The organism is Gelidimonas diazotrophica (genome assembly GCF_055694025.1).
The window spans coordinates 2,814,441-2,835,899 of the sequence record NZ_CM146349.1 but is presented as its reverse complement, the minus strand read 5'-3'; the positions used below and the strand labels follow the sequence as shown (position 1 = coordinate 2,835,899).

Genomic DNA, 21,459 nt, shown 5'->3' with positions numbered 1-21,459 from the left:
CGTTGATAGCAATATCGCGGCAGCAATGCCAGACGTGCACATGGATAGACCTGTATGACTTGATGGGTTGTGATTGTATCAAATCAAAAAAGTATTAAAAGTGAGTTTGTTAAGATGTTTTAAATACAAATTCCTTGCAATACGGCAAACGCTAAAGTAATACTCATAGAAATATCCTATAACCGGTTTTTAATCCGTGCATGAACAGCACTATCGGGTTAGAAGCCAACGTTATAGGGACAAGTGAATAAGTGCACATGGTGGATGCCTTGGCGATATCAGGCGATGAAGGACGTAGTAGCTTGCGATAAGCTGCGGGGAGCGAGCAAACACGCTTTGATCCGCAGATTTCCGAATGGGGAAACCCGGCCGAAAGGTCATTGCACACTGAATACATAGGTGTGCAAAGCGAACGTGGCGAACTGAAACATCTAAGTAGCTACAGGAAAAGAAATCAACCGAGATTCCCAAAGTAGCGGCGAGCGAAATGGGAAGAGCCTGCAAGCAATAGCAGTAGACATAGTGGAAAGCTTTGGAAAAGGCTGCCATAGAGGGTGATAGCCCCGTACACGAAATGTTTATTGTGGTACTAAGCTTGCGACAAGTAGGGCGGGACACGAGAAATCCTGTCTGAACATGGGGGGACCATCCTCCAAGGCTAAATACTCGATATCGACCGATAGTGAACCAGTACCGTGAGGGAAAGGCGAAAAGAACCCCGGAAGGGGAGTGAAATAGATCCTGAAACCGTGTGCATACAAACAGTAGGAGCGGACTTGTTCCGTGACTGCGTACCTTTTGTATAATGGGTCAGCGACTTACATTCAGTGGCAAGGTTAACCGCATAGGGAAGCCGTAGAGAAATCGAGTCCGAATAGGGCGATTTAGTCGCTGGGTGTAGACCCGAAACCAAGTGATCTACTCATGGCCAGGATGAAGGTGCGGTAACACGCACTGGAGGTCCGAACCCACTAATGTTGAAAAATTAGGGGATGAGCTGTGGGTAGGGGTGAAAGGCTAAACAAACTTGGAAATAGCTGGTTCTCTCCGAAAACTATTTAGGTAGTGCCTCACGTATCACCATCGGGGGTAGAGCACTGTTATGGCTAGGGGGTCATCGCGACTTACCAAACCATTGCAAACTCCGAATACCGATGAGTGCGAGCGTGGGAGACAGACGTCGGGTGCTAACGTCCGGCGTCAAGAGGGAAACAACCCAGACCGCCAGCTAAGGTCCCCAAGATTGGCTAAGTGGAAAACGAAGTGGGAAGGCTAAAACAGTCAGGAGGTTGGCTTAGAAGCAGCCATCCTTTAAAGAAAGCGTAATAGCTCACTGATCGAGTCGTCCTGCGCGGAAGATGTAACGGGGCTAAGCCAGTCACCGAAGCTGCGGATATCCGTAAGGATATGGTAGGAGAGCGTTCTGTAAGCCTGCGAAGGTGTCTTGTAAAGGATGCTGGAGGTATCAGAAGTGCGAATGCTGACATGAGTAGCGATAATGGGGGTGAAAAGCCTCCACGCCGTAAGCCCAAGGTTTCCTGTTCAACGTTCATCGGAGCAGGGTGAGTCGGCCCCTAAGGCGAGGCAGAGATGCGTAGCTGATGGGAAGCAGGTTAATATTCCTGCACCGTCGTATGATGCGATGGGGGGACGGATCACAGAAGGTTGTCCGGCGGTTGGAAGTGCCGGTTCTTGACTTGTAGAAGGCTGTTAGGCAAATCCGGCAGCGTAATTCAAGGGGTTGAGACGAGCGGACTTGTTCGCGAAGCAATTGGAAGTGGTTCCAAGAAAAGCCTCTAAGCTTCAGTCATACGAGACCGTACCGCAAACCGACACAGGTGGGCGAGATGAGTATTCTAAGGCGCTTGAGAGAACTCGGGAGAAGGAACTCGGCAAATTGGTACCGTAACTTCGGGATAAGGTACGCCCTGGTAGTTTGACCCCCCTGCGGGGGAAGGATGAAAGGGTTGCAATAAACTGGTGGCTGCGACTGTTTAATAAAAACACAGCACTATGCAAACACGAAAGTGGACGTATATGGTGTGACTCCTGCCCGGTGCTGGAAGATTAAATGATGGGGTGCAAGCTCTTGATTGAAGTCCCAGTAAACGGCGGCCGTAACTATAACGGTCCTAAGGTAGCGAAATTCCTTGTCGGGTAAGTTCCGACCTGCACGAATGGAGTAACGATGGCCACACTGTCTCCTCCCGAGACTCAGCGAAGTTGAAGTGGTTGTGATGATGCAATCTACCCGCGGCTAGACGGAAAGACCCCATGAACCTTTACTGTAGCTTTGCATTGAATTTTGAACCAATCTGTGTAGGATAGGTGGGAGGCTTTGAAGCGTGAACGCTAGTTTGCGTGGAGCCAACCTTGAAATACCACCCTGGTTTGTTTGAGATTCTAACCTTGGTCCGTTATCCGGATCGGGGACAGTGCATGGTAGGCAGTTTGACTGGGGCGGTCTCCTCCCAAAGTGTAACGGAGGAGTTCGAAGGTACGCTAGGTACGGTCGGACATCGTGCTGTTAGTGCAATGGCATAAGCGTGCTTAACTGCGAGACTGACAAGTCGAGCAGGTACGAAAGTAGGACATAGTGATCCGGTGGTTCTGTATGGAAGGGCCATCGCTCAACGGATAAAAGGTACTCTGGGGATAACAGGCTGATTCCTCCCAAGAGTTCATATCGACGGGGGAGTTTGGCACCTCGATGTCGGCTCATCACATCCTGGGGCTGTAGCCGGTCCCAAGGGTATGGCTGTTCGCCATTTAAAGTGGTACGTGAGCTGGGTTTAAAACGTCGTGAGACAGTTTGGTCCCTATCTGCCGTGGGCGTTGGAAATTTGAAGGGGGCTGCTCCTAGTACGAGAGGACCGGAGTGGACGAACCTCTGGTGTACCGGTTGTCACGCCAGTGGCATTGCCGGGTAGCTAAGTTCGGAAGAGATAACCGCTGAAAGCATCTAAGCGGGAAACTTGCCTTAAGATGAGATTTCCCTGGAGCCCTGAGCTCCTTGAAGGGTCGTTCGAGACCAGGACGTTGATAGGCTGGGTGTGGAAGCGCAGTAATGCGTTAAGCTAACCAGTACTAATTGCCCGTAAGGCTTGTCCCTATAACCTTGGCAGGTTATAGAAATCAATGTGTAACACTTGTGTTTGCCAACTTTGGTAGTCACAACCCAAAAAATAATATACCTTTACTTCTTCCAGATTGCGTCGCTTGCTGACATGCACACTCGTAGAAATACGATATACGCAGTAGCAAACGATGTTACAAGTTATGCCTGATGACCATAGCAAGTCGGTACCACCCCTTCCCATCCCGAACAGGACCGTGAAACGACTTCGCGCCGATGATAGTGCGTCAACACGTGTGAAAGTAGGTCATCGTCAGGCTGTTATTCCTAAAACCCCCGTACTCATCGTATGGGGGTTTTTTTATGCGCACCCACGCGTAAATACCCTTCAGTATTCAACGCCGCTTGCTCAACTACCGCACTAAACCCCCGCAGCATGACTCCGCATCCGCTTTCAGAAAATAGGCAATACGCCCGCAAGAACCAAAACCGGCCAGAAATCAGTGCACACAAATTGTACAGTGTGGATTGCTGCGGATTTTGATGCAAGTCCACTCCATGTCATGTGCATCGCGCAGTAATAAGCGCCTCATCATGGATGGTTCACATTACTGCAATCAGTTTTTTAAGGCTTCTGCCGCTGGCATCGCTTTTATGATGCCTACTAAAGGCGCAAAAAGACCATGGACGAGCAAAAAATTTCTTCTATTGTGATCGGACAGGAACAGGCAGGCGCAACAGGGGAATGTTAGGACGCTGGTATTGAATGCCGAGGTAGTTGTAAATGACGCTGATGTTAAAAGATCCGCTCTAAGCGGATCTTTTAACATCAGCGTCATCTGGTAGACGCTATTGTAATAACCTAAATTTTGCGGCGGTTCCTTGCATTGGCTGCGATTCGCATGCGCAATGCATTCAATTTGATGAAACCTCCTGCATCGGCTTGATTGTAGGCACCACCATCTTCGTCAAAGGTTGCTATGTTCATGTCGAATAATGAATCCGTCTTGGAATCGCGCGATACAACAATTACATTACCTTTATACAGCTTAATACGTACCCAACCATTGACACTTTGTTGGGTATTATCGATCAAGGTTTGCAATGCAACGCGTTCCGGAGCCCACCAGTAGCCGTTATAAATCATGCTTGCATAGCGTGGCATCAGGTCATCTTTCAAATGCGCTACTTCTCGATCTAGCGTGATGGATTCGATGGCGCGATGCGCTTTGAGCATGATGGTCCCGCCTGGGGTTTCATAGCAGCCACGCGATTTCATGCCGACATAGCGATTTTCCACCAAGTCCAGGCGGCCGATGCCATGTTTTCCACCCAGGCGATTGAGTTCCGTCAATACTTGTGCCGGCGACAGGCGTTTGCCATTCAGCGCTACGATGTCGCCTTTCTCAAACTCCACGTCCAAATACTCTACTGCATCTGGTGCGGCTTCCGGGCTGACGGTCCAGCGCCACATGGATTCCTCGGCTTCTGCACTTGGATTCTCAAGGTGCCGACCCTCGAAGCTGATATGCAGCAGATTGGCATCCATTGAGTAAGGGGCGCCGCCGTTCTTGTGCTTCATGTCGATTTCAATGCCGGCATCTTCTGCGTATTTCAGCAGTTTTTCGCGTGACAATAAATCCCACTCGCGCCAAGGGGCGATGATTTTTACATTCGGCATCAATGCATAGGCGCCGAGCTCAAAGCGAACTTGATCGTTGCCTTTGCCAGTGGCGCCATGAGAGATGGCGTCGGCACCGGTTTCGCGCGCGATTTCGATCAGGCGTTTGGCGATTAACGGGCGTGCGATGGAGGTACCCAGCAGGTATTCGCCTTCATACACTGTGTTGGCGCGGAACATTGGGAAAACAAAGTCGCGCACGAATTCTTCACGCACGTCATCAATATAGATATTTTCCGGTTTGATGCCGAACTTGATGGCTTTCAGCCGTGCCGGCTCCAACTCTTCACCTTGGCCGAGGTCTGCTGTAAAAGTGACGATTTCGCATTGATAGTTATCTTGCAGCCATTTGAGAATGACCGATGTATCCAGGCCGCCCGAGTAGGCGAGCACAACTTTTTTGATGTCAGACATAAGCAACCTTTTTGTTAATCTATTAATCTAATGAGTTAAATTCGGTGTGGAATTACGCATTGCAACGGTCGAGTTTCAATGCAGAAAAATTAGACTTTCCCTAGTACCAGATATTCTAACAAAGCCTTTTGTGCATGCAGCCGGTTTTCAGCCTCATCCCAGACTACCGACTGTGGCCCATCGATTACCTCTGCAGAGACCTCTTCGCCGCGGTGCGCCGGCAGGCAGTGCATGAATAGTGCATCCGATTTTGCCCGGCGCATTTTTTCAGCGTCGACAATCCAGCCGTCAAACGCTTGCAGCCGCGCCGCGTTTTCAGCCTCGAAGCCCATGCTGGTCCAGACATCGGTGGTAACCAGATGTGCATCTTCACATGCGTCGGAAGGATTGCCAAACAGCGTGTAGCGCGTATTCGAGGCAGACACCAGGCTCTGGTCGATGTCGTAACCTTTTGGTGTCGAGACATTGACGTGAAAGCCGAACACTTCGGCCGCTTGCAGCCATGAATACAGCATATTGTTGGCGTCGCCGATCCAGGCTACGGTCTTGCCGCTGATGGAGCCGCGATGTTCGATGTAGGTGAATATATCGGCCAATACCTGGCAAGGATGGTGCTCATTGGTCAGGCCGTTGATGACGGGAACGCGGGAGTTTTTCGCAAAGCGTTCGATGATGTCCTGACCGAAGGTGCGAATCATGATGATGTCGCACATGCGCGATACCACTTGCGCGGCGTCTTCCACCGGTTCGCCGCGACCGAGTTGGCTATCACGCGTGTTCAGATAGATTGCCGCACCGCCAAGCTGTTGCATGCCGGCCTCGAAAGACAAGCGGGTGCGGGTCGAGCTTTTCTCGAACACCATCACCAGCGTGCGATCCATCAACGGGTGGTACGGCTCGTAATTCTTGAACTTGTGTTTGATGATGCGGGTGCGTTCGATTACATGCTCGAACTCGGCCAGCGAAAAGTCGGAAAACTGCAGGAAGTGTTTGATTGGTTTGATTGTCATAAATAGAAGCGGCAGCAAGCATGTCGCCTGCCGCCGTAGTTGTGTGTCTGTTTTAATTATAAGGGATTAATTATAAAAAAACCCTTAACTGGGACCTCTCGCACGAATCTCAGATTGTCCAAATTCAGCGGTTAATAAAGCGTCTGAGACGACTCATGTACTAATTGCAGGTATAACGCGTAACGCATTTCGGCAATCTGCCCCGCTGTTACTGCGGCTTGAACCGCGCAGTGCGGCTCGTTGTTGTGATGACAATTGTAATACTTGCACTGGCCCAGATACGCCGCAAATTCCACGAACGCGCGTTCCAGCATTCCTTCGCTCAAATGATAAAGGCCAAATTCCTGAAATCCCGGCGAGTCGATGATCGCGGTGTTGCCGTCAGTGCTATACAGGCGGGTGAAGGTGGTCGTGTGCTTGCCGGTATCGAGTGCGGCTGAAATTTCGCGCGTGGCAATTTCTGCATCAGGTACCAGCAGGTTAATTAAAGACGATTTACCCATCCCGGACTGGCCGATCAGAATCGTCGATTGTCCGTCCAGTAATGGCTGCAGCGTCGCACAAGCCGCATCCGGCTGGGTGCGTGCCGATACTTCATGGATCGGATAACCCAACGATGCATAGGCTTTCAGGCGCTCCCGTGTTTTCGGCAGTGCTTCAACCACATCGGTTTTATTCAGCACGATGTGGGCTGTGACGCCGGCCGCTTCTGCAGCGACAAGCGAGCGCGAAATCAGGTCATCGGCAAAGCCGGGTTCAGTGGCCACCACGATGAACAGTTGCGTGACATTGGCTGCCAGCAACTTGGATTTGTATTGATCCGAGCGGTATAGCAAGGTCTTGCGCTCGGCTATCGATTCGATCACGCCCTGGTTGGCGGAGGTCAGCTTCAGGTTGACGATGTCGCCCACCGCGACATCGCTTTTTTTGCCCCGAGTGACGCATTGGAGCTTGAGGTTATTTGCGTCAACCAGATAGTGCCTGCCATGCGCGGCGATCACGGTGCCGGATTGAAGTGTCATGAAATTGTCATTCAGTGGCGCTCGATCAGGAAAAGGTTTGCTCGAAAATCGCATCGATTTTCGCAGCACAGATAAAATCATTTTCCGAAATGCCGCCTTGACCGTTGTTTGCCGTGTGGGTATCGAATTTCACCAGACAGTGGTTGTAAGTGACGGTCAGTTCCGGATGGTGGTCTTCGGCATGGATGACATAGGCAATCGCCTTGATGAAAGCGAGCGTTTCATAATAGTCCTTGAACTTGAATGTCTTGGCGATGCGCGGGCCATCCTGTTGCCAGCCGCTGATCGCAGTCAGATATTCGGTGATTTCATTTGCGCTCAGCGCCGCTGCATTAGGAGCGCATTTTTTTTGCAGCAAAGTATTGGTGTTCATCATGTGCTTCACCTTATTTAAGTTGAAAGTAACTTACTGATGCGCACGCTCGCTGACGGATGCGAATCATAAAAGGCCGAATACAGCGGGTCTGGCGTCAGGGTGGATGCGTTGTCTTCGTAAAGTTTGACAAGTGCCGAGACCAAATCCTGCGATTGGGTATGTTTTGCCGCAAAGGCATCGGCCTCAAATTCGTGTTTGCGCGAAGTGATCGAAGTCAGCGGCGACAGCAGGAAGGTAAATACCGGCAACGCCAGCATGAACAGGATCAGCGCCATCGCATCGGTGCCGGCCAGCAGCATCGGATCAACCCCCAAACCGGTATAAAACCAGGTCTGCGTCTTCAGGTAGCCCAATAACGCCAGGAAACCTAGCGACACCAAAAACATCACGGCAATGCGTTTAGTTACGTGCTTCAGCTTGAAATGTCCGAGTTCATGGGCCAGCACCGCCTCAATTTCTTCCGGTGCCAGGCGCGACAGCAGCGTATCAAAAAATACAATGCGTTTGGCAGCGCCGAAGCCCGAAAAATAGGCGTTGCCGTGGGCGCTGCGCTTGGAGCCATCCATCACATAAAGCCCTTTTGCTGCAAAGCCGACCCGCTGCATCAATCCTTCGATGCGCTGCACCAGGCTTGCATCGGCTAATGGCGTAAATTTGTTGAATAGCGGTGCAATCACGGTGGGGTACAGGACCAGCATCAGCAACTGGAAACCGCTCCAGACCAGCCAGGTATAGAGCCACCACAGGCTGCCCGATTTTTCCATCAGCATCAGCACTACCCACAGCAAGGGCAGACCGATGGCTGCGCCGATCAGCGTGTTTTTCAGCATGTCGACAATGAACAGATGCAGGCGCATCTTGTTGAAGCCGAAGCGCTGCTCCAGCACGAACTGCTTGTAATAGTCGAAAGGCAGGTCGATCAGGCTGGAAATGAGGGCAAATGCGAGAATCAGGCCGATCTGGTAAATCATGCCGATACCGGTGACATTAAATACCGCGCTCGATAGCCATTGCAGGCCGCCCAAAAGGGTGAAACAGATCAGGACCGCCGCATGCACCAGCAGCACTACGATGCCGAACTTGGTTTTGGCGATGGTGTAATCAGCTGCTTTCTGATGGGCCGCGAGCGGGATCTTGCCGGCGAATTCAGTCGGCACCGCGCTGCGATGCACAAGGATATGCCGGATGTGCCTCGATGCCAGCCAGAATCGCACGACTAAAGTGAGCAGCAGGAAGCTGACGAACAAAACTGAAAACGCGAGTGAATACATTCTGTTCCTGTGAGAAAATGGCGTCTTGCTAAAGGAAGAATTATGTCACAAGCCACTGAATTACCAACATCATCCGACAAACCGGCCGTTGCTGTGCGTCCGAACGAATTTAACCTGATCTGGGTTGATATGGAAATGACCGGTCTGGACCCGGATAAGGATCGCATCATCGAAGTTGCAGTCGTCGTAACGGATGCGCAACTCAACATCCTGGCCGAAGGCCCGGTGTTTGCGATTCACCAATCCGATGAAACCATGAAAGGCATGGATAAGTGGAACCAAGGCACGCATGGCCGCTCCGGTCTGATCGAGCGGGTCAAGGTATCTACGATAAGCGAAGCGGATGCCGAATCTGCGCTGATCGATTTTCTGAAGCATTTTGTGCCGGCCGGCAAATCGCCGATGTGCGGCAATACGATTTGTCAGGATCGCCGTTTCATGGCGCGCGGCATGCCGAAACTGGAAGCATTCTTCCATTACCGCAACCTCGACGTATCGACACTGAAAGAACTGTGCAAGCGTTGGAAACCAGAAATTGCCACCGGCTTCAAGAAGCATCAAAAACATACCGCGCTGGCCGATATTCTGGAATCGGTCGAAGAGCTGTGCTACTACCGCAAGCATTTCATCAAGGAATAAGCGGTATCGCGCTTCTCGCTTGCAGTCATCTGGTTCGGGTTGCGTAAATTGAATATACTGGATCAGTGTATTTTACAATTTGTAATAAAATAATGCGGGAATTGCCTTATAAATCGGCATACTCCATATTTTTTTATTGGCGGCGTAACTGTTCAGCCAGCAAGACAATTAAGAGCGAAATGGTGCAATGTTGTAGGAGCGCACCCGGGCGCGATCAACGGCTGCAGTCTGGCGACTGCTTTCGCGCCCGGGTGCGCTCCTACAAAAAACCACTTCGGTTTGGAAGTTTCTTGGTGCGGACTGAGCAGTTATTTGGCGGTGTGGATATTTGAAATGCCATTGTGTAGGTGCGAATTTATTCGCATTCTTCACTATTCCATGCGAATAAATTCGCACCTACGGCGCTGCTGTCTCAACCTGAAAAAAACGTGGTTATGAGCAGAGTATCTACATAACCGCGCTATCTCGTTTTGATGGGCGGCAACCGCTCATTCAGTCTTGTTTTCAGCAGCCGGCTCCGCGCCGCAGCACTTCTTGAATTTCTTGCCACTGTCGCAGGCGCACAAGTCGTTTCTGCCTACCTTGGGCGCTTCGCGTTTGATGGGCGCGACTGCCGATTTTCTGTGCGGCAACCAGAAGCGGTAGATTTCCGGAATCGCCGCCTCGACTTCGATTGCCAGTTTATGGCGCTTGAGCGGGTCGTCCACCAGCACCATTTCTTCTTCTTCGATTTCCTCTGCGCCGAGCAGGTAAATCGGGCGCGCCAAAGCCGCGATATTGGATGACCAAATTGGTTCCCACGCCTGTGCGCGTAGCTGGATGCCTTCCCAGAATCCCCAGGCCCAGGCTTCGCCGTCGATCACCGAGCGGCCTTCAAATTCATATTCGCAGTACAGCGGCTCGAATTCCTTTGGGGCCACTTCCAGCGTCACTGCAATTTCGTTCATCACGCGCGCAATCAGGCCGGTGATGCGTTCCAGTTCTTTTTCAGACTTGAATGCGGGCGCTTTTTTCTGTTCCGGCCCCCATACGTTCGGCAGCCATTCCGGCATCAGCACCATTTCCGGCCCGATCACCAGTGCGGTTAAATAACCATGCAGCGAATCCATGGTCATGCCATCTTCGGCGCAGCGGTCGGAGAGCAGGAACTGGTCCAGCTCCTTGAATTCTTTATCGGATAACGGGTCGTCGAGTTGCATAAGGATTTTCTGTCAGGGTGAAAGCGGCAAGATCCGCAGTGTAACGCGTTGGCTCATGTGCCGACGAGCGGCGATGTGGATTAAGCGACGGAAACAGCGACATCGGAGAAACCGCCATAAACCGTACAATGTATTTATGAAACCTTTAAACATTACGTCATTTGCGACATTATCTCCCGACTGCGTGCTGGATGCGCTCGAAAGCGTCGGCCTGCAGGGCGATGGCCGCATGCTGGCACTCAATAGCTATGAAAATCGGGTGTACCAGATCGGCATGGATGCAGCGCCGCCGCTGGTGGTCAAGTTTTACCGTCCGCAGCGCTGGAACGACGCTGCAATACTGGAAGAACATGCGTTCGTACAGGAACTGGTCGAGCGCGAGATTCCGGTGGTGCCCGCGCAGGTTGTAAACGGTGCTTCGCTGCACGTATTCGACGGCTTTCGCTTCGCGGTATTTGCCAGACACGGCGGTCGCGCGCCGGAACTGGAGGACCGCGCTACGTTGGAATGGATGGGGCGTTTCATCGGCCGCATTCATGCCGTGGGCGCACTGCAGACGTATCAGGCGCGTCCGACGCTGGATATCCATAGCTTCGGTACCGCACCGCAAGAATATTTACTGTCGCACAGCTTTATTCCGCCCGATTTGCTGGCCGCGTACCGCAGCGTCATGGTGCAGGCGCTGGAAGGCGTGCAGCGCTGCTATGAGCGTGCCGGTGCGCCACACATGCTGCGTTTGCACGGCGATTGCCACGTCGGTAATGTGTTGTGGACCGATGCCGGCCCGCATTTCGTCGATTTTGACGATAGCAGGATGGGGCCGGCGATACAGGATCTCTGGATGCTGCTGTCCGGCGAGCGCGCCGACCGGTCGCGCCAGATGGCCGATTTGCTGGTCGGCTACGAAGATTTCTGCGACTTCAATCCGCACGAACTCCATTTGGTGGAAGCGCTGCGCACCCTGCGCCTGATTCACTATGCGGCCTGGCTGGCGCGGCGCTGGGATGATCCGGCTTTTCCGGTGGCGTTCCCGTGGTTTAACACGCAGCGCTACTGGCAGGACCGGATTCTGGAATTGCGCGAACAGATTGCTCTGATGGAAGAAGGGCCGTTGTGGGTGGTCTAATTCCGTTTTTAAATCAATCATGCACTTCGCGTTCACGATTGATGTAATGGAATAATATTCCAGCGCGCTACCGCTATTGTAGCCATGCCGCTGTACTGCTGTTGCTGCCGTTGCCGCCAATAAGCCATCGCCAGCAGCTTTTTTTCTTTTCGCGTATATTCTTGCCTGGTCAATTAATTTCTGGCGGCGATATGCAAGAAAATTCCCCTTTGTTTACTTTGGAGAAATATCGGATCGACGATAGCGTCGGTTTTCTCCTCTCGCGTGCCCGTTCGCTGCTGGCGAAGTCGATTGATGAGGCGCTGGCCGGTTGCGACATCACCCATACCCAGGGCGGCATAATCTACATGTTGTCGACCGGCAAATATTCTTCTGCGGCCGATCTGGCGCGCGAAGTTTATATCGATGCGGCCTCCATGAAACGTACGCTGGATCGGCTGGAAGCGCACAAGATCATAGAGCGCAAACCGAACCCGGATGACCGTCGCCAGATTCTGCTGAGCCTGACGCCGGCCGGCGATGCGCTGGCGCAAAAAATGCCGGTCATTTATGTCGATATGCTGAACCGTCTTTTTACCGGCTTCAGTGCCGAGGAAGTCGGCTTTCTAAAGTGCCTGCTGCGTAAATTATTGGTCAATAACAATATCTGACAACGCTTAAAAATATAATTGACCAAACAACTTAAATAGCGCGATATGACTCCTTTCATTTCAAAACGCATTCTGGCCGCAAGTGCCAGCGCCATCCTGCTTTCTTCCTGCGCTAATTTTCAGGGCATCGGCCCTAGCGCCCGACAAAACGCCGCGAGCGATTATGCCGCCGGCACGCTGTCTGACGGTAGCGGGGCGTGGCCGGCAGTCGGTGCACCCTGGGCCGGCACGATTGGCGGCGCGCCCTTGCAGGGCTTGGTCGATGAGGCGCTGGCCGGCAACCCTGGAATGGCGATTGCCGCAGCCCGCGTGAGCGCCAGCCGCGCATTGGCCGAGGCCGTGCGCAGTGCTGCGCTGCCAACCGTCGGCGCCAGTTTTGACAGCACCTACCAGCGCTTTACGGAAAACGGCATGGTTCCCGCACCCTTGAAGGGCAGCTTTCAAAGCGATAACCAGTTGGCGCTGAATTTTTCCTATGAATTCGATTTCTGGGGCAAGCATGCAGCCGAATGGCGTTCCGCGCTGTCGCAGGAAAAAATGGCGGAAGCCGAGCTGCATGGCGCGCGGCTGGTACTGACTGCGGCCGTGGCGCAGGCGTGGGTGCAATTGGCGCGCCAATCGGCGCAACTCGATCTGGCCGGGCAGCAGCAAGCCTTGCATCAGCAAGTCGATCGCTTGACGCAGCAACGCATTGCCGCCGGATTGGACATGGATAGTGATGCGCAACAAGTTCTACTGCAAAGCGCAGCCTTGCGCGCCGAACAGTTGCAATGGCAGGAAGCCATCGGACTCACGCGCAACCAACTGGCCGCTTTAATGGGTCAGGGCCCGGATCGCGGCCAGAGGATTGCGCGTCCGGGGGTGCCGGAGTTATCGGAACCGCAAGCGTTTCAATTGCCGGCGCAATTGCCGCTGGCTTTGCTGGGGCGTCGGCCCGACATCGTTGCAGCGCGCTGGCATGTGGAGGCGGCGCAGGGCGATATCGACAGTAGCCGCGCGCAGTTTTATCCGAATGTGAATTTGCTGGGTTTTGCCGGATTGTCCAGTCTCGGCTTGTCGAATTTGTTTGATGGCGGCAGCAGTATCGTCGGCATCGGCCCGTCAATCCGGCTACCGATTTTCGAGGGCGGCCAGTTGCGGGCCCAGCTCAAGGGTCGGGTCGCCGCTTATGACGGCGCTGTCGCAAATTACAACCAAAGCCTGACGCAAGCGTTGCATGAGGTGGCTGACCAGCTGCAATCGTTGCGGGCATCGGACCGGCAATTGCAGAATCAGGACGTCGCGCTGCGCGCCGCGCAACAGAACTTGACGCTGGCGCAGCAACGTTGGCAGGTCGGTACCGCCAATAAGCTGCAGGTGCTGGCGGCCGAATCGATCTGGCTGACGCAGCGCAAGCTGGCACTCGATCTGCAGGTGCGTCGCGCCGAGGTGCAGATCGGCATGATCAAGGCGCTGGGCGGCGGTTTCGACGCTAATCAGCACGCCTTGTAATACGCAATATATCGGGAGTATTTTTAAAAAATCACTGAAATAATGCGGAAGATAGGCAATTATTTAACATACTCATGCATGTAATAAACAGGTTGCAAAACCTGCTCAGATCCTCTTTATTTTTATTTAACTTTTGTGGAATCCGCGTCATGAACGCTCCGAGTCAAGCTGTATCCGTTGCCCCCGCCAGAAACCAACGCCGTGGCCCATTGATTGTGGTCACGCTGGTGCTGGCAATCGTTCTCATCGCCTATCTGGTCTGGTGGATATTGAACGCCAAGAATTTCGAGAGCACCGACGATGCTTATGTCGCCGGCAATGTGGTGCAAGTTACGCCGCAGGTCGGCGGCACCGTGGTGGCTATCCATGCGGACGATACCGAACTGGTGCAAGCCGGCAAACCGCTGATCGAACTTGACCGCAGCGATGCCAAATTGGCTCTCGACCAGGCGGATGCGCAATTGGCGCAGACCATTCGCGAAGTGCGCGTGCTGTATGCAAATAACGGCGCGCTGAGTGCGGGCGTGGCGCAGCGCAGCGCCGAAGTTGCGCGGGCCAAGGCGGATCTGGCGCGCCGTCAGCAATTGGTCGGCACCGGCGCGGTATCCAAGGAAGAACTGGAACATGCCCGCAGCGCGCTGCAGAGCGCCACCTCGGCATTGCTGGCGACAAGCGAGCAATTGGCATCGAATCGCGCCTTGACCGACCGCACTTCCGTGGCAAAACATCCAAACGTCCAGCGTGCCGCAGCACGCGTGCGGGAAGCGTATCTGGCCTATGCGCGCACCACCTTGCCGGCGCCGTTGACCGGCTATATTGCCAAGCGCTCGGTGCAGTTGGGGCAGCGGGTGGCTGCCGGCACGCCGTTGCTGTCGATTGTGCCGCTCAATGCCTTGTGGGTGGATGCCAATTTCAAGGAAGTGCAGATTGCCCACATGCGCATCGGTCAGCCGGTGACGCTGGAAGCCGATGTGTATGGCAGCAAAATCGTCTACCACGGCAAAGTTGCCGGTTTTTCCGCCGGCACCGGCTCCGCATTTGCGCTGTTGCCGGCACAAAATGCCAGCGGTAACTGGATCAAGATTGTGCAGCGTCTGCCAGTGCGCATCGCGCTCGATCCGAAGGAACTGGCAGAACATCCACTGCGGCTGGGTTTGTCGATGCAGGTGAGGGTGGCAGTGGCCCAGCAGAAAGGCGCGCCGTTGCCAGCGACCGGACTTGCGCGCACCGAGCCAGCCTATAAAACTACCGTATTCGACGCCGTCGCGCAGCAAGCGGATGTCCGCATTGCCGGCATCATCGCCGCCAACGTGGGCAGTAGTGCCAATTCTGCAGTGCATTGAACGCATTGAACCCGATTGCGCAGGGCGTTCTGCCAGCGTTTTTGATTGACGTTTTTTGATTGACGTTTTTTGATTAATTAAGGCAACCAGATTGTTTCTATGAGCTCACCTATTCACCCCGCCATACAGCCGCTCACCGGTGCCCAGTTAGCGCTGGGTACCTTGGCCGTGTCGCTGGCCGTGTTCATGAACGTGCTCGATTCATCGATTGCCAACGTGTCGATTCCTGCCATCTCCGGCGACATGGGGATTTCACCGCAGCAGGGCACTTGGGTCATCACTTCGTTTGCGGTTGCCAACGCGATTTCGGTACCGCTGACCGGCTGGCTGACCGTGCGTTTCGGCCAGGTTCGCCTGTTCATGACGTCGATCTTGTTGTTTGTGATTGCCTCCTGGATGTGCGGCCTGGCGCCGAATATCGAAACCTTGATCGCCGCACGCGTGTTGCAAGGTGCGGTGGCCGGGCCGATGATTCCCTTGTCGCAAACGCTGCTGTTAGCCAGTTACCCGGTTGCGAAAAGTTCGATGGCGCTGGCGTTGTGGGGCATGACCACGTTGGTGGCGCCCATCATGGGGCCGCTTTTGGGCGGCTGGATTTCAGACAATTACAGTTGGCCGTGGATTTTTTATATCAATATTCCGGTTGGCGCATTCACCCTGTGGCTGACATGGATGATTTATCGTGAGCGGGAGTCTGTTACCCGCAGCCTGCCAATCGATAAAATCGGTCTGGCATTGCTGGTTATTTGGGTCGGTTCGCTGCAATTGATGCTCGACAAGGGCAAGGAACTGGACTGGTTTAACTCCGGTGAGATTGTTTTGCTGGCGGCCGTGGCGCTGGTCGGCTTTATCTATTTCATCATTTGGGAGTTGGGCGACGATCATCCAGTGGTGGATTTATCCTTGTTCAAGGGCCGCAATTTCAGCTCCGGCGTGATCGCGATTTCAGTCGGCTATGGCTTGTTCTTCGGCAGTCTGGTGATATTGCCGCTGTGGCTGCAGACCCAGATCGGCTACACCGCAACCGAAGCCGGCAAGATCATGGCGCCGGTTGGCATACTCGCCATTGTGATGTCGCCGATTATCGGCAAATTGCTGCCAAAGACCGATAGTCGTATCGTGGCGTCGTGTGCCTTCATCATCTTTGCGCTGGTGTTTTATTTGCGTTCCCGATACACGCCCGAGGTGGACACAATGGCATTGATGATTCCAACCCTGATTCAGGGGGCGGCGATGTCGATGTTTTTCATCCCGCTCAGTTCCATCATTTTATCGGGACAGCCGCACGACAAAATGGCGGCGGCGTCCGGCTTGTCGAACTTCGTGCGCATCATGTTCGGTGGCATTGGCGCTTCGGTTTCCACCACGCTGTGGGATAGCCGCACCGCTTTGCATCACGCGCAATTGGCGGAATACTCGGGGCCGCACAATCCGGCTTTCCAGCAGGCGGTGCAAGGCATGACCAGTCAGGGCCTGAGCGACGGGCAAGCGTTGTCAGCGATTGATCGCCTGATGAGCGTGCAAGCCAGCACCATGGCCGCTGCCGATATTTTCTGGATCTCGGCCATCATGTTCCTGCTGCTGATAGGTTTTGTCTGGATGGCCAAGCCGATCAAGTCGCACGGGTCGGTGGATGCCGGAGGGGCGCATTGAGGAATGCGCCCATGCAGTCATGAAGGTCTCGCCCTAGGCTGAAAGGACTCGGTCGTCGGCGGGCTGGCTGTCTGCAAGCACGCGGTTGCGCCCGGAATTCTTGGCGGTGTATAGCGCCCGGTCGGCGCGTACGCTGAGGGCATCGAAGGTTTCGCCGCCCAGCGAGCTGGCGATGCCGATACTGATGCTGTAATGGCAGCTGCCAAATGCGCCCGAGATCAGATGCCGTTCCGACTGTTCGCGCAATCGTTCCGCGATTGCCAATGCGCCTGCCGTGCTGGTATCGGGCAGCAGTATCCCGAACTCCTCGCCGCCCAGCCGGCCCATTGCGTCGCCGTCGCGCAGGGAGGCGCGCGACATGCGAACGAATTCGCGCAGCACTTCATCTCCGCCGGCGTGGCCGTGGGTGTCGTTGATGCGCTTGAAATGATCCAGGTCGATCAGCAACAGCGACAGCGGCCGGCCATATTTTTCCGCCAGCACGATCTGCTCTCGCGCCACTGCTTCAAGCCGTTTGCGCGATAGCGCACCTGTCATGTGGTCGTGATTGGCGGCATCCTCGACTTTGGCCAGCATGGCGTCATGGATCATCATTACAGCAGCCATGGTCATGGTGGGCATGATGACCGCGCCAATCGTCAGCAGCGCAATATTCCAGATGCTGCCGAACATCAGCGCGCCTGATTGCGGCGCCAGTGTGATGAAGTAAAGCCCGCGCACCACTTGGGACAGCGCAAAGGCCAGTGCCAGAGTCGCTGCAAACCAGTAGTTGTAGGGCCTGCGATCGGAGGGGCGATGGCGCAGCAGCAGAGCCGCTACGGCAATACAGACGAAGCTGTTAAATAGCGTGCTTGCCAGCACCCGCATCGGAATGTTATCGCTCACGTAACGCCAGGCTACCATCGCCATGGTCAGCAGTGCGGTACCCGCGAGCAGCCGGCTCCAGTGCGGCGGCCGGCCCAGAAAGCGCGCGCAACCGGCGTAGTAGCAGACCCCCGACATTGAAAGTATGGTGTTGGCGACGACGATAGAGATGAAGTCCGGAATCGTGCCGCGCAGCACCATCAAAGGCAGCGCAACGATCACTGCGACGTTGGCTGCAAACCATTCGCGCACCCCGGGCACCGCCGTGCGCAGCAGCGACCCCAGCAGCAGAGACATCCCGAGGCTGAGCAGCGCGGTAGTGGTAAAAATCGAAGCAAGTGTCAGCATGGGTTCCGAGGGGCGAAGGTGGCGCTGCGGCGTATTGTAATGCCGTAGAGCATTGGTCCTATGCCATGGTTGCTTCGAGATGGGTGCATTGCGTAGGCATTGCACCATTTTTCAGATTTTGTAAGTGCAGAAGCAAGCGTAAATCAGTACGAAAGCATTCGGCGCGTTACAGTTTCTGTGGTCAATCTCAAATAAATAGCAAATTCGATGTCTCAAATAGACCGCGAATCTGTCTCAAATGAACCGCCGCGTTACAGTTACATTTTCCGAAGTGATTAGAGCGGGATCAGAAAGCAAAAAGCCCACGGGACGTAAGTCACGTGGGCTTTTTGGTATTCTTGGTAGGCCGTGCGGGATTCGAACCTGCGACCAACGGATTAAGAGTCCGATGCTCTACCAGCTGAGCTAACGACCTAAAAATGTTGCTATTCCCTTTCTGTTTCGGGGAATAAAAAATCTTGCAAGAGCAAGACTTTTTAAATTATTGCGGTACTAAAGTATTGCAGTATTCGTGGTAGGTCGTGCGGGATTCGAACCTGCGACCAACGGATTAAAAGTCCGCTGCTCTACCAGCTGAGCTAACGACCCGAAGAACGCAATTATAAGTAAGTGCCCGGATTCTGTCAAATGCGCCGGGCGTTATTTATAAAGAAAGCTGCACTTGATGCCAGCCTGTTGCGCTAATGAAGTGCGCTCAAGCGCTCTTTGGCGGTTTGCGCGGTAGGGGAGTCCGGATATTGCGCAATCAGTTTATCCAGCGTTTTTTTGGCATTGGTCTTATCTTTCAACTCCGTATAGCAGCTGGCGATATTGAGCATCGCATCGGCGGCCTTGGGATTGTCCGGATAATTTTGTACTACCAGCTGTTGCGCTGCAATCGCGTTCTTGTAGTCGCGCTGCGCATAGTATGCGTTGCCCAGCCAGTATTGGGCCGATGGTGCGTAGCCTGATTGCGGATAGCGCCGCAGGAAGTCGGAAAACGCTACGCCGGCCCGCTTGTAGTCAGCGGCCTTGAAGATTGCCAGTGCGGCGTCATAAGCCAGTTGTTCGGACGGCTGGACGCTGGCTTCCTTGCCGTCAACGGTCACTTTTTGCGGTTCCAGTTTGCGCATGCGGTTATCGAGGTCCACGTAAAAATCTTTTTGCCGACGCTGGGCATTGGCCAGTTCGTTGGATAAAAGCTCGATTTGTCCGCGCAGCTTTGCGATTTCAGTTTGCAGTTGTTCGTTCTGATTGGCCAGGTCGAGCGCGCTGCTTTTATCGGCCTTGCTATCGATGCGGGCATTGCTGGCATCGATCCTGCTGCGCAGGTCAAGCACGGCACGGCGTGCTTCGTCGTCGTCAAACAGGCCGGCGTGGGCCGGCACCGGCACTGCGGCATAGATGAAAACGACCATCAAGGCCGCAGCGAGTGTGGAGTGGATGGGCGTTTTCATAGTCTATGTTTTATGGGTAGACGATGTCTGCGCGGCGGTTTTCAGCCCATGATGCTTCGTCGCTGCCGGACGCTTTTGGTTTTTCCTTGCCCAGCGAAACGGCTTCCATTTGCGACTCTGGCACCCCTAGCAAGGACAGCGACTTGCGTACTGCTTCGGCACGTTTTTGGCCTAGAGCCAGATTGTATTCACGTCCGCCGCGTTCATCGGTGTTGCCCTGGATGATGATCTTGCGCGCGTTGTTTTTGACCAGATATTTGGAATGTGCTCCGACTACCGGCTGGAATTCTCCTTGTACGACGTAGCTGTCGGTGTCGAAGTAGACGCTGCGCTTGGCCAGAACGCCTTGCGGATCATTCAACGGGTCGGTGGCGCCGGCGTTGACAGTGCTGACGGTACGCGGGTCAACCTGCCCGGTGCCTGCCCTGGATATGTCGCTGCGATCTTCTACCGGCACCTTGTCGCTCAATTTGGGAGTTGAGCTGCAGGCACCCAGTAACAGGATACTGGCGGCGATGATAGTAAAGGTAATTGGTGTACGCATTGGATTTCCCTGATTGTAAAATGTAAAACGTTGATAAAAACATTATTTCATGAAAGGACCCCAAGTGGGTTCCCGGATATCGCCGGCCCTGGTGGTCAGGCGGTATTTGGCACGGCCATCAACAGATACCACCGCAAGCGAGCCGCGATTGCCGGCTTCGGTTGCGTACATCAGGTACTTGCTGTTGGCTGAAAAACTCGGCGATTCGTCCTTGGCTGTGTCAGACAGTCGTTGTTCTTGTGCGTTGGCGAGGTCCAGAACGTATAGCTGGAACTGGCCATTGCGGCGTGAGATATAGGCCAACAGTTTGCCATCGGGCGAGATGCGCGGACTGATGTTGTAGGTGCCGTTGAAAGTGACGCGCTGTGCCTCGCCGCCGTTGGCGCCCATCTTGTAGATCTGCGGGCCGCCGCTGCGGTCGCTGGTGAAATAGATGCTTTGGCCGTCAGCCGAGAATTGCGGTTCGGTATCGATGCCATTGGTGTTGGTCAGGCGACGCACGTTGCTGCCATCCTGGCTGATGCTGTAGACCTGGGTCAGGCCGTTGCGCGCCAGCGCCACCGCCAGTTTGCTGCCATCCGGCGACCATGACGGAGCGGAGTTGCTGCCCTTGAAGCCGGCCAGCACGGTTCTTTGGCGGGTGATCAGGTTTTGCACATAGATCACCGGCTTTTTGGCCTCGAATGACACATAAGCCACCTTGGTCCCATCCGGCGACCATGCAGGCGAGATTATCGGTTCTTTGGAGCGCAAGGCAATCTGGGTGCCTTCGCCATCGGCATCGGCCACTTCAAGGCGGTACTCGTTGCCGGCCTTGGTGACATACGCGATACGGGTGGAGAAAGCGCCCCGGCTGCCGGTCAGTTTTTCATAAATATCGTCGGCGATCTTGTGCGCGGTGACCCGGGTGAATTGCGGTTGCGCTGCCAGCGCCAAGGCTGAGAGTTGCGCCGATTTAACGGTATCGAGCAATTTGTAGCGGACATCGAAGCGGCCGTCCGCCAGTCGCTGCACGCTGCCGACCACCAGCGCATCGGCGCCGCGCGATTTCCAGTCGCCGAGATTGACGGACGACGTCTCCGACAGCACGCTGCCGGTGTCGATGATCTTGAACATGCCGCTGCGGGTCAGGTCGTCCCTGATGATGGCGCTGACCTGTTGCGGCGCGATCGATTCGTTGGCGAAGGAGGCGAGGGCGACCGGTATCTGGTTGGCGCCTACGCCGGAAATTTCGACCCGCAACTGGGCATGCGCGAAGGCCGACACGGTGAGGCACATCGCCATGGCGGCGCGCAGTAAGGTTTTTTTCGTCATGG

Annotated in this window: 16 protein-coding genes, 2 tRNA genes and 2 rRNA genes; 8 read left to right on the top strand and 12 right to left on the bottom strand. The window is 54.3% G+C overall.

Going from position 1 to position 21,459, the window contains the following annotated elements:
- Positions 1-237: 237 nt before the first annotated feature.
- Positions 238-3,112: ribosomal RNA gene (locus KGFNPO_RS13130) — 23S ribosomal RNA — on the top strand.
- Positions 3,113-3,282: 170 nt separating this feature from the next.
- Positions 3,283-3,395, top strand: a 5S ribosomal RNA gene (rrf, locus tag KGFNPO_RS13125).
- 543 nt (positions 3,396-3,938) lie between these two features.
- On the opposite strand, the gene KGFNPO_RS13120 is transcribed toward rrf, so the two are convergent.
- From KGFNPO_RS13120 to KGFNPO_RS13100, 5 genes are all read right to left on the bottom strand, one after another.
- Positions 3,939-5,171 carry an argininosuccinate synthase gene (locus KGFNPO_RS13120; RefSeq protein WP_472631702.1) on the bottom strand — a complete coding sequence of 411 codons (1,233 nt, stop codon included), beginning with the start codon at positions 5,169-5,171 and terminating at the stop codon, positions 3,939-3,941.
- Between the two features lie 89 nt (positions 5,172-5,260).
- Positions 5,261-6,181 carry an ornithine carbamoyltransferase gene (argF, locus tag KGFNPO_RS13115; RefSeq protein WP_472631701.1) on the bottom strand — a complete coding sequence of 307 codons (921 nt, stop codon included), beginning with the start codon at positions 6,179-6,181 and terminating at the stop codon, positions 5,261-5,263.
- 131 nt (positions 6,182-6,312) lie between these two features.
- Positions 6,313-7,203 carry a ribosome small subunit-dependent GTPase A gene (gene rsgA, locus KGFNPO_RS13110; RefSeq protein WP_472631700.1) on the bottom strand — a complete coding sequence of 297 codons (891 nt, stop codon included), beginning with the start codon at positions 7,201-7,203 and terminating at the stop codon, positions 6,313-6,315.
- A 25-nt stretch (positions 7,204-7,228) separates the two neighbouring features.
- Positions 7,229-7,579, bottom strand: coding sequence for a 4a-hydroxytetrahydrobiopterin dehydratase (locus tag KGFNPO_RS13105; protein ID WP_472631699.1), 351 nt, complete (start codon positions 7,577-7,579; stop codon positions 7,229-7,231).
- A 14-nt stretch (positions 7,580-7,593) separates the two neighbouring features.
- Positions 7,594-8,850 carry a M48 family metallopeptidase gene (locus tag KGFNPO_RS13100; RefSeq protein ID WP_472631698.1) on the bottom strand — a complete coding sequence of 419 codons (1,257 nt, stop codon included), beginning with the start codon at positions 8,848-8,850 and terminating at the stop codon, positions 7,594-7,596.
- 42 nt (positions 8,851-8,892) lie between these two features.
- Here KGFNPO_RS13100 and orn point away from each other — a divergent pair, with 42 nt between their 5' ends.
- Entirely contained in the window at positions 8,893-9,489 is a 597-nt protein-coding gene (gene orn / locus KGFNPO_RS13095; RefSeq protein WP_472631697.1) for an oligoribonuclease, read from the top strand.
- 488 nt (positions 9,490-9,977) lie between these two features.
- Here the strand turns inward: orn and KGFNPO_RS13090 are convergent, their stop codons facing one another.
- Positions 9,978-10,688, bottom strand: coding sequence for a UPF0149 family protein (locus KGFNPO_RS13090; RefSeq protein ID WP_472631696.1), 711 nt, complete (start codon positions 10,686-10,688; stop codon positions 9,978-9,980).
- Positions 10,689-10,824: 136 nt separating this feature from the next.
- On the opposite strand from KGFNPO_RS13090, the gene KGFNPO_RS13085 reads away from it, so the two are divergent.
- The 5 genes from KGFNPO_RS13085 to KGFNPO_RS13065 all read left to right on the top strand — a co-directional run bounded on the left by KGFNPO_RS13085 (position 10,825) and on the right by KGFNPO_RS13065 (position 16,951).
- Entirely contained in the window at positions 10,825-11,814 is a 990-nt protein-coding gene (locus KGFNPO_RS13085; RefSeq protein WP_472631695.1) for a serine/threonine protein kinase, read from the top strand.
- A 191-nt stretch (positions 11,815-12,005) separates the two neighbouring features.
- Positions 12,006-12,464, top strand: a complete 459-nt coding sequence (locus KGFNPO_RS13080; RefSeq protein ID WP_472631694.1) for a MarR family winged helix-turn-helix transcriptional regulator — start codon at positions 12,006-12,008, stop codon at positions 12,462-12,464.
- 45 nt (positions 12,465-12,509) lie between these two features.
- A complete protein-coding gene (locus KGFNPO_RS13075; protein WP_472631693.1) occupies positions 12,510-13,955 on the top strand; it encodes an efflux transporter outer membrane subunit in 1,446 nt (481 codons plus the stop codon).
- Positions 13,956-14,104: 149 nt separating this feature from the next.
- Positions 14,105-15,298, top strand: a complete 1,194-nt coding sequence (locus KGFNPO_RS13070) for an EmrA/EmrK family multidrug efflux transporter periplasmic adaptor subunit (RefSeq protein ID WP_472631692.1) — start codon at positions 14,105-14,107, stop codon at positions 15,296-15,298.
- Positions 15,299-15,397: 99 nt separating this feature from the next.
- On the top strand, positions 15,398-16,951 hold the full coding sequence (locus tag KGFNPO_RS13065) for a DHA2 family efflux MFS transporter permease subunit (RefSeq protein WP_472631691.1): 1,554 nt from the start codon (positions 15,398-15,400) through the stop codon (positions 16,949-16,951).
- Between the two features lie 33 nt (positions 16,952-16,984).
- Here KGFNPO_RS13065 and KGFNPO_RS13060 read toward each other — a convergent pair whose 3' ends face one another.
- The 6 genes from KGFNPO_RS13060 to tolB form a co-directional block, all read right to left on the bottom strand.
- On the bottom strand, positions 16,985-18,163 hold the full coding sequence (locus KGFNPO_RS13060; protein ID WP_472631690.1) for a GGDEF domain-containing protein: 1,179 nt from the start codon (positions 18,161-18,163) through the stop codon (positions 16,985-16,987).
- Positions 18,164-18,502: 339 nt separating this feature from the next.
- Positions 18,503-18,578: transfer RNA gene (locus tag KGFNPO_RS13055), tRNA-Lys, on the bottom strand.
- A gap of 97 nt (positions 18,579-18,675) precedes the next feature.
- Positions 18,676-18,751, bottom strand: a tRNA-Lys gene (locus KGFNPO_RS13050).
- Positions 18,752-18,843: 92 nt separating this feature from the next.
- On the bottom strand, positions 18,844-19,599 hold the full coding sequence (gene ybgF / locus KGFNPO_RS13045; RefSeq protein ID WP_472631689.1) for a tol-pal system protein YbgF: 756 nt from the start codon (positions 19,597-19,599) through the stop codon (positions 18,844-18,846).
- Between the two features lie 10 nt (positions 19,600-19,609).
- Positions 19,610-20,143 (bottom strand): peptidoglycan-associated lipoprotein Pal, encoded by a 534-nt coding sequence (pal, locus tag KGFNPO_RS13040; protein WP_472631688.1) that lies wholly within the window; start codon positions 20,141-20,143, stop codon positions 19,610-19,612.
- 42 nt (positions 20,144-20,185) lie between these two features.
- Positions 20,186-21,457, bottom strand: a complete 1,272-nt coding sequence (gene tolB, locus KGFNPO_RS13035) for a Tol-Pal system beta propeller repeat protein TolB (protein ID WP_472631687.1) — start codon at positions 21,455-21,457, stop codon at positions 20,186-20,188.
- Positions 21,458-21,459 lie beyond the last annotated feature (2 nt).

Bases quoted from the DNA above. Each gene is read 5' to 3' on its own strand.
- argF (WP_472631701.1), bottom strand. From the start codon at position 6,181: ATGACAATCAAACCAATCAAACACTTCCTGCAGTTTTCCGACTTTTCG.
- KGFNPO_RS13070 (WP_472631692.1), top strand. From the start codon at position 14,105: ATGAACGCTCCGAGTCAAGCTGTATCCGTTGCCCCCGCCAGAAACCAA.
- KGFNPO_RS13085 (WP_472631695.1), top strand. From the start codon at position 10,825: ATGAAACCTTTAAACATTACGTCATTTGCGACATTATCTCCCGACTGC.
- KGFNPO_RS13075 (WP_472631693.1), top strand. From the start codon at position 12,510: ATGACTCCTTTCATTTCAAAACGCATTCTGGCCGCAAGTGCCAGCGCC.
- KGFNPO_RS13105 (WP_472631699.1), bottom strand. From the start codon at position 7,579: ATGATGAACACCAATACTTTGCTGCAAAAAAAATGCGCTCCTAATGCA.
- ybgF (WP_472631689.1), bottom strand. From the start codon at position 19,599: ATGAAAACGCCCATCCACTCCACACTCGCTGCGGCCTTGATGGTCGTT.
- KGFNPO_RS13120 (WP_472631702.1), bottom strand. From the start codon at position 5,171: ATGTCTGACATCAAAAAAGTTGTGCTCGCCTACTCGGGCGGCCTGGAT.
- KGFNPO_RS13090 (WP_472631696.1), bottom strand. From the start codon at position 10,688: ATGCAACTCGACGACCCGTTATCCGATAAAGAATTCAAGGAGCTGGAC.
- orn (WP_472631697.1), top strand. From the start codon at position 8,893: ATGTCACAAGCCACTGAATTACCAACATCATCCGACAAACCGGCCGTT.
- KGFNPO_RS13065 (WP_472631691.1), top strand. From the start codon at position 15,398: ATGAGCTCACCTATTCACCCCGCCATACAGCCGCTCACCGGTGCCCAG.
- KGFNPO_RS13060 (WP_472631690.1), bottom strand. From the start codon at position 18,163: ATGCTGACACTTGCTTCGATTTTTACCACTACCGCGCTGCTCAGCCTC.
- rsgA (WP_472631700.1), bottom strand. From the start codon at position 7,203: ATGACACTTCAATCCGGCACCGTGATCGCCGCGCATGGCAGGCACTAT.
- pal (WP_472631688.1), bottom strand. From the start codon at position 20,143: ATGCGTACACCAATTACCTTTACTATCATCGCCGCCAGTATCCTGTTA.
- KGFNPO_RS13080 (WP_472631694.1), top strand. From the start codon at position 12,006: ATGCAAGAAAATTCCCCTTTGTTTACTTTGGAGAAATATCGGATCGAC.
- tolB (WP_472631687.1), bottom strand. From the start codon at position 21,457: ATGACGAAAAAAACCTTACTGCGCGCCGCCATGGCGATGTGCCTCACC.
- KGFNPO_RS13100 (WP_472631698.1), bottom strand. From the start codon at position 8,850: ATGTATTCACTCGCGTTTTCAGTTTTGTTCGTCAGCTTCCTGCTGCTC.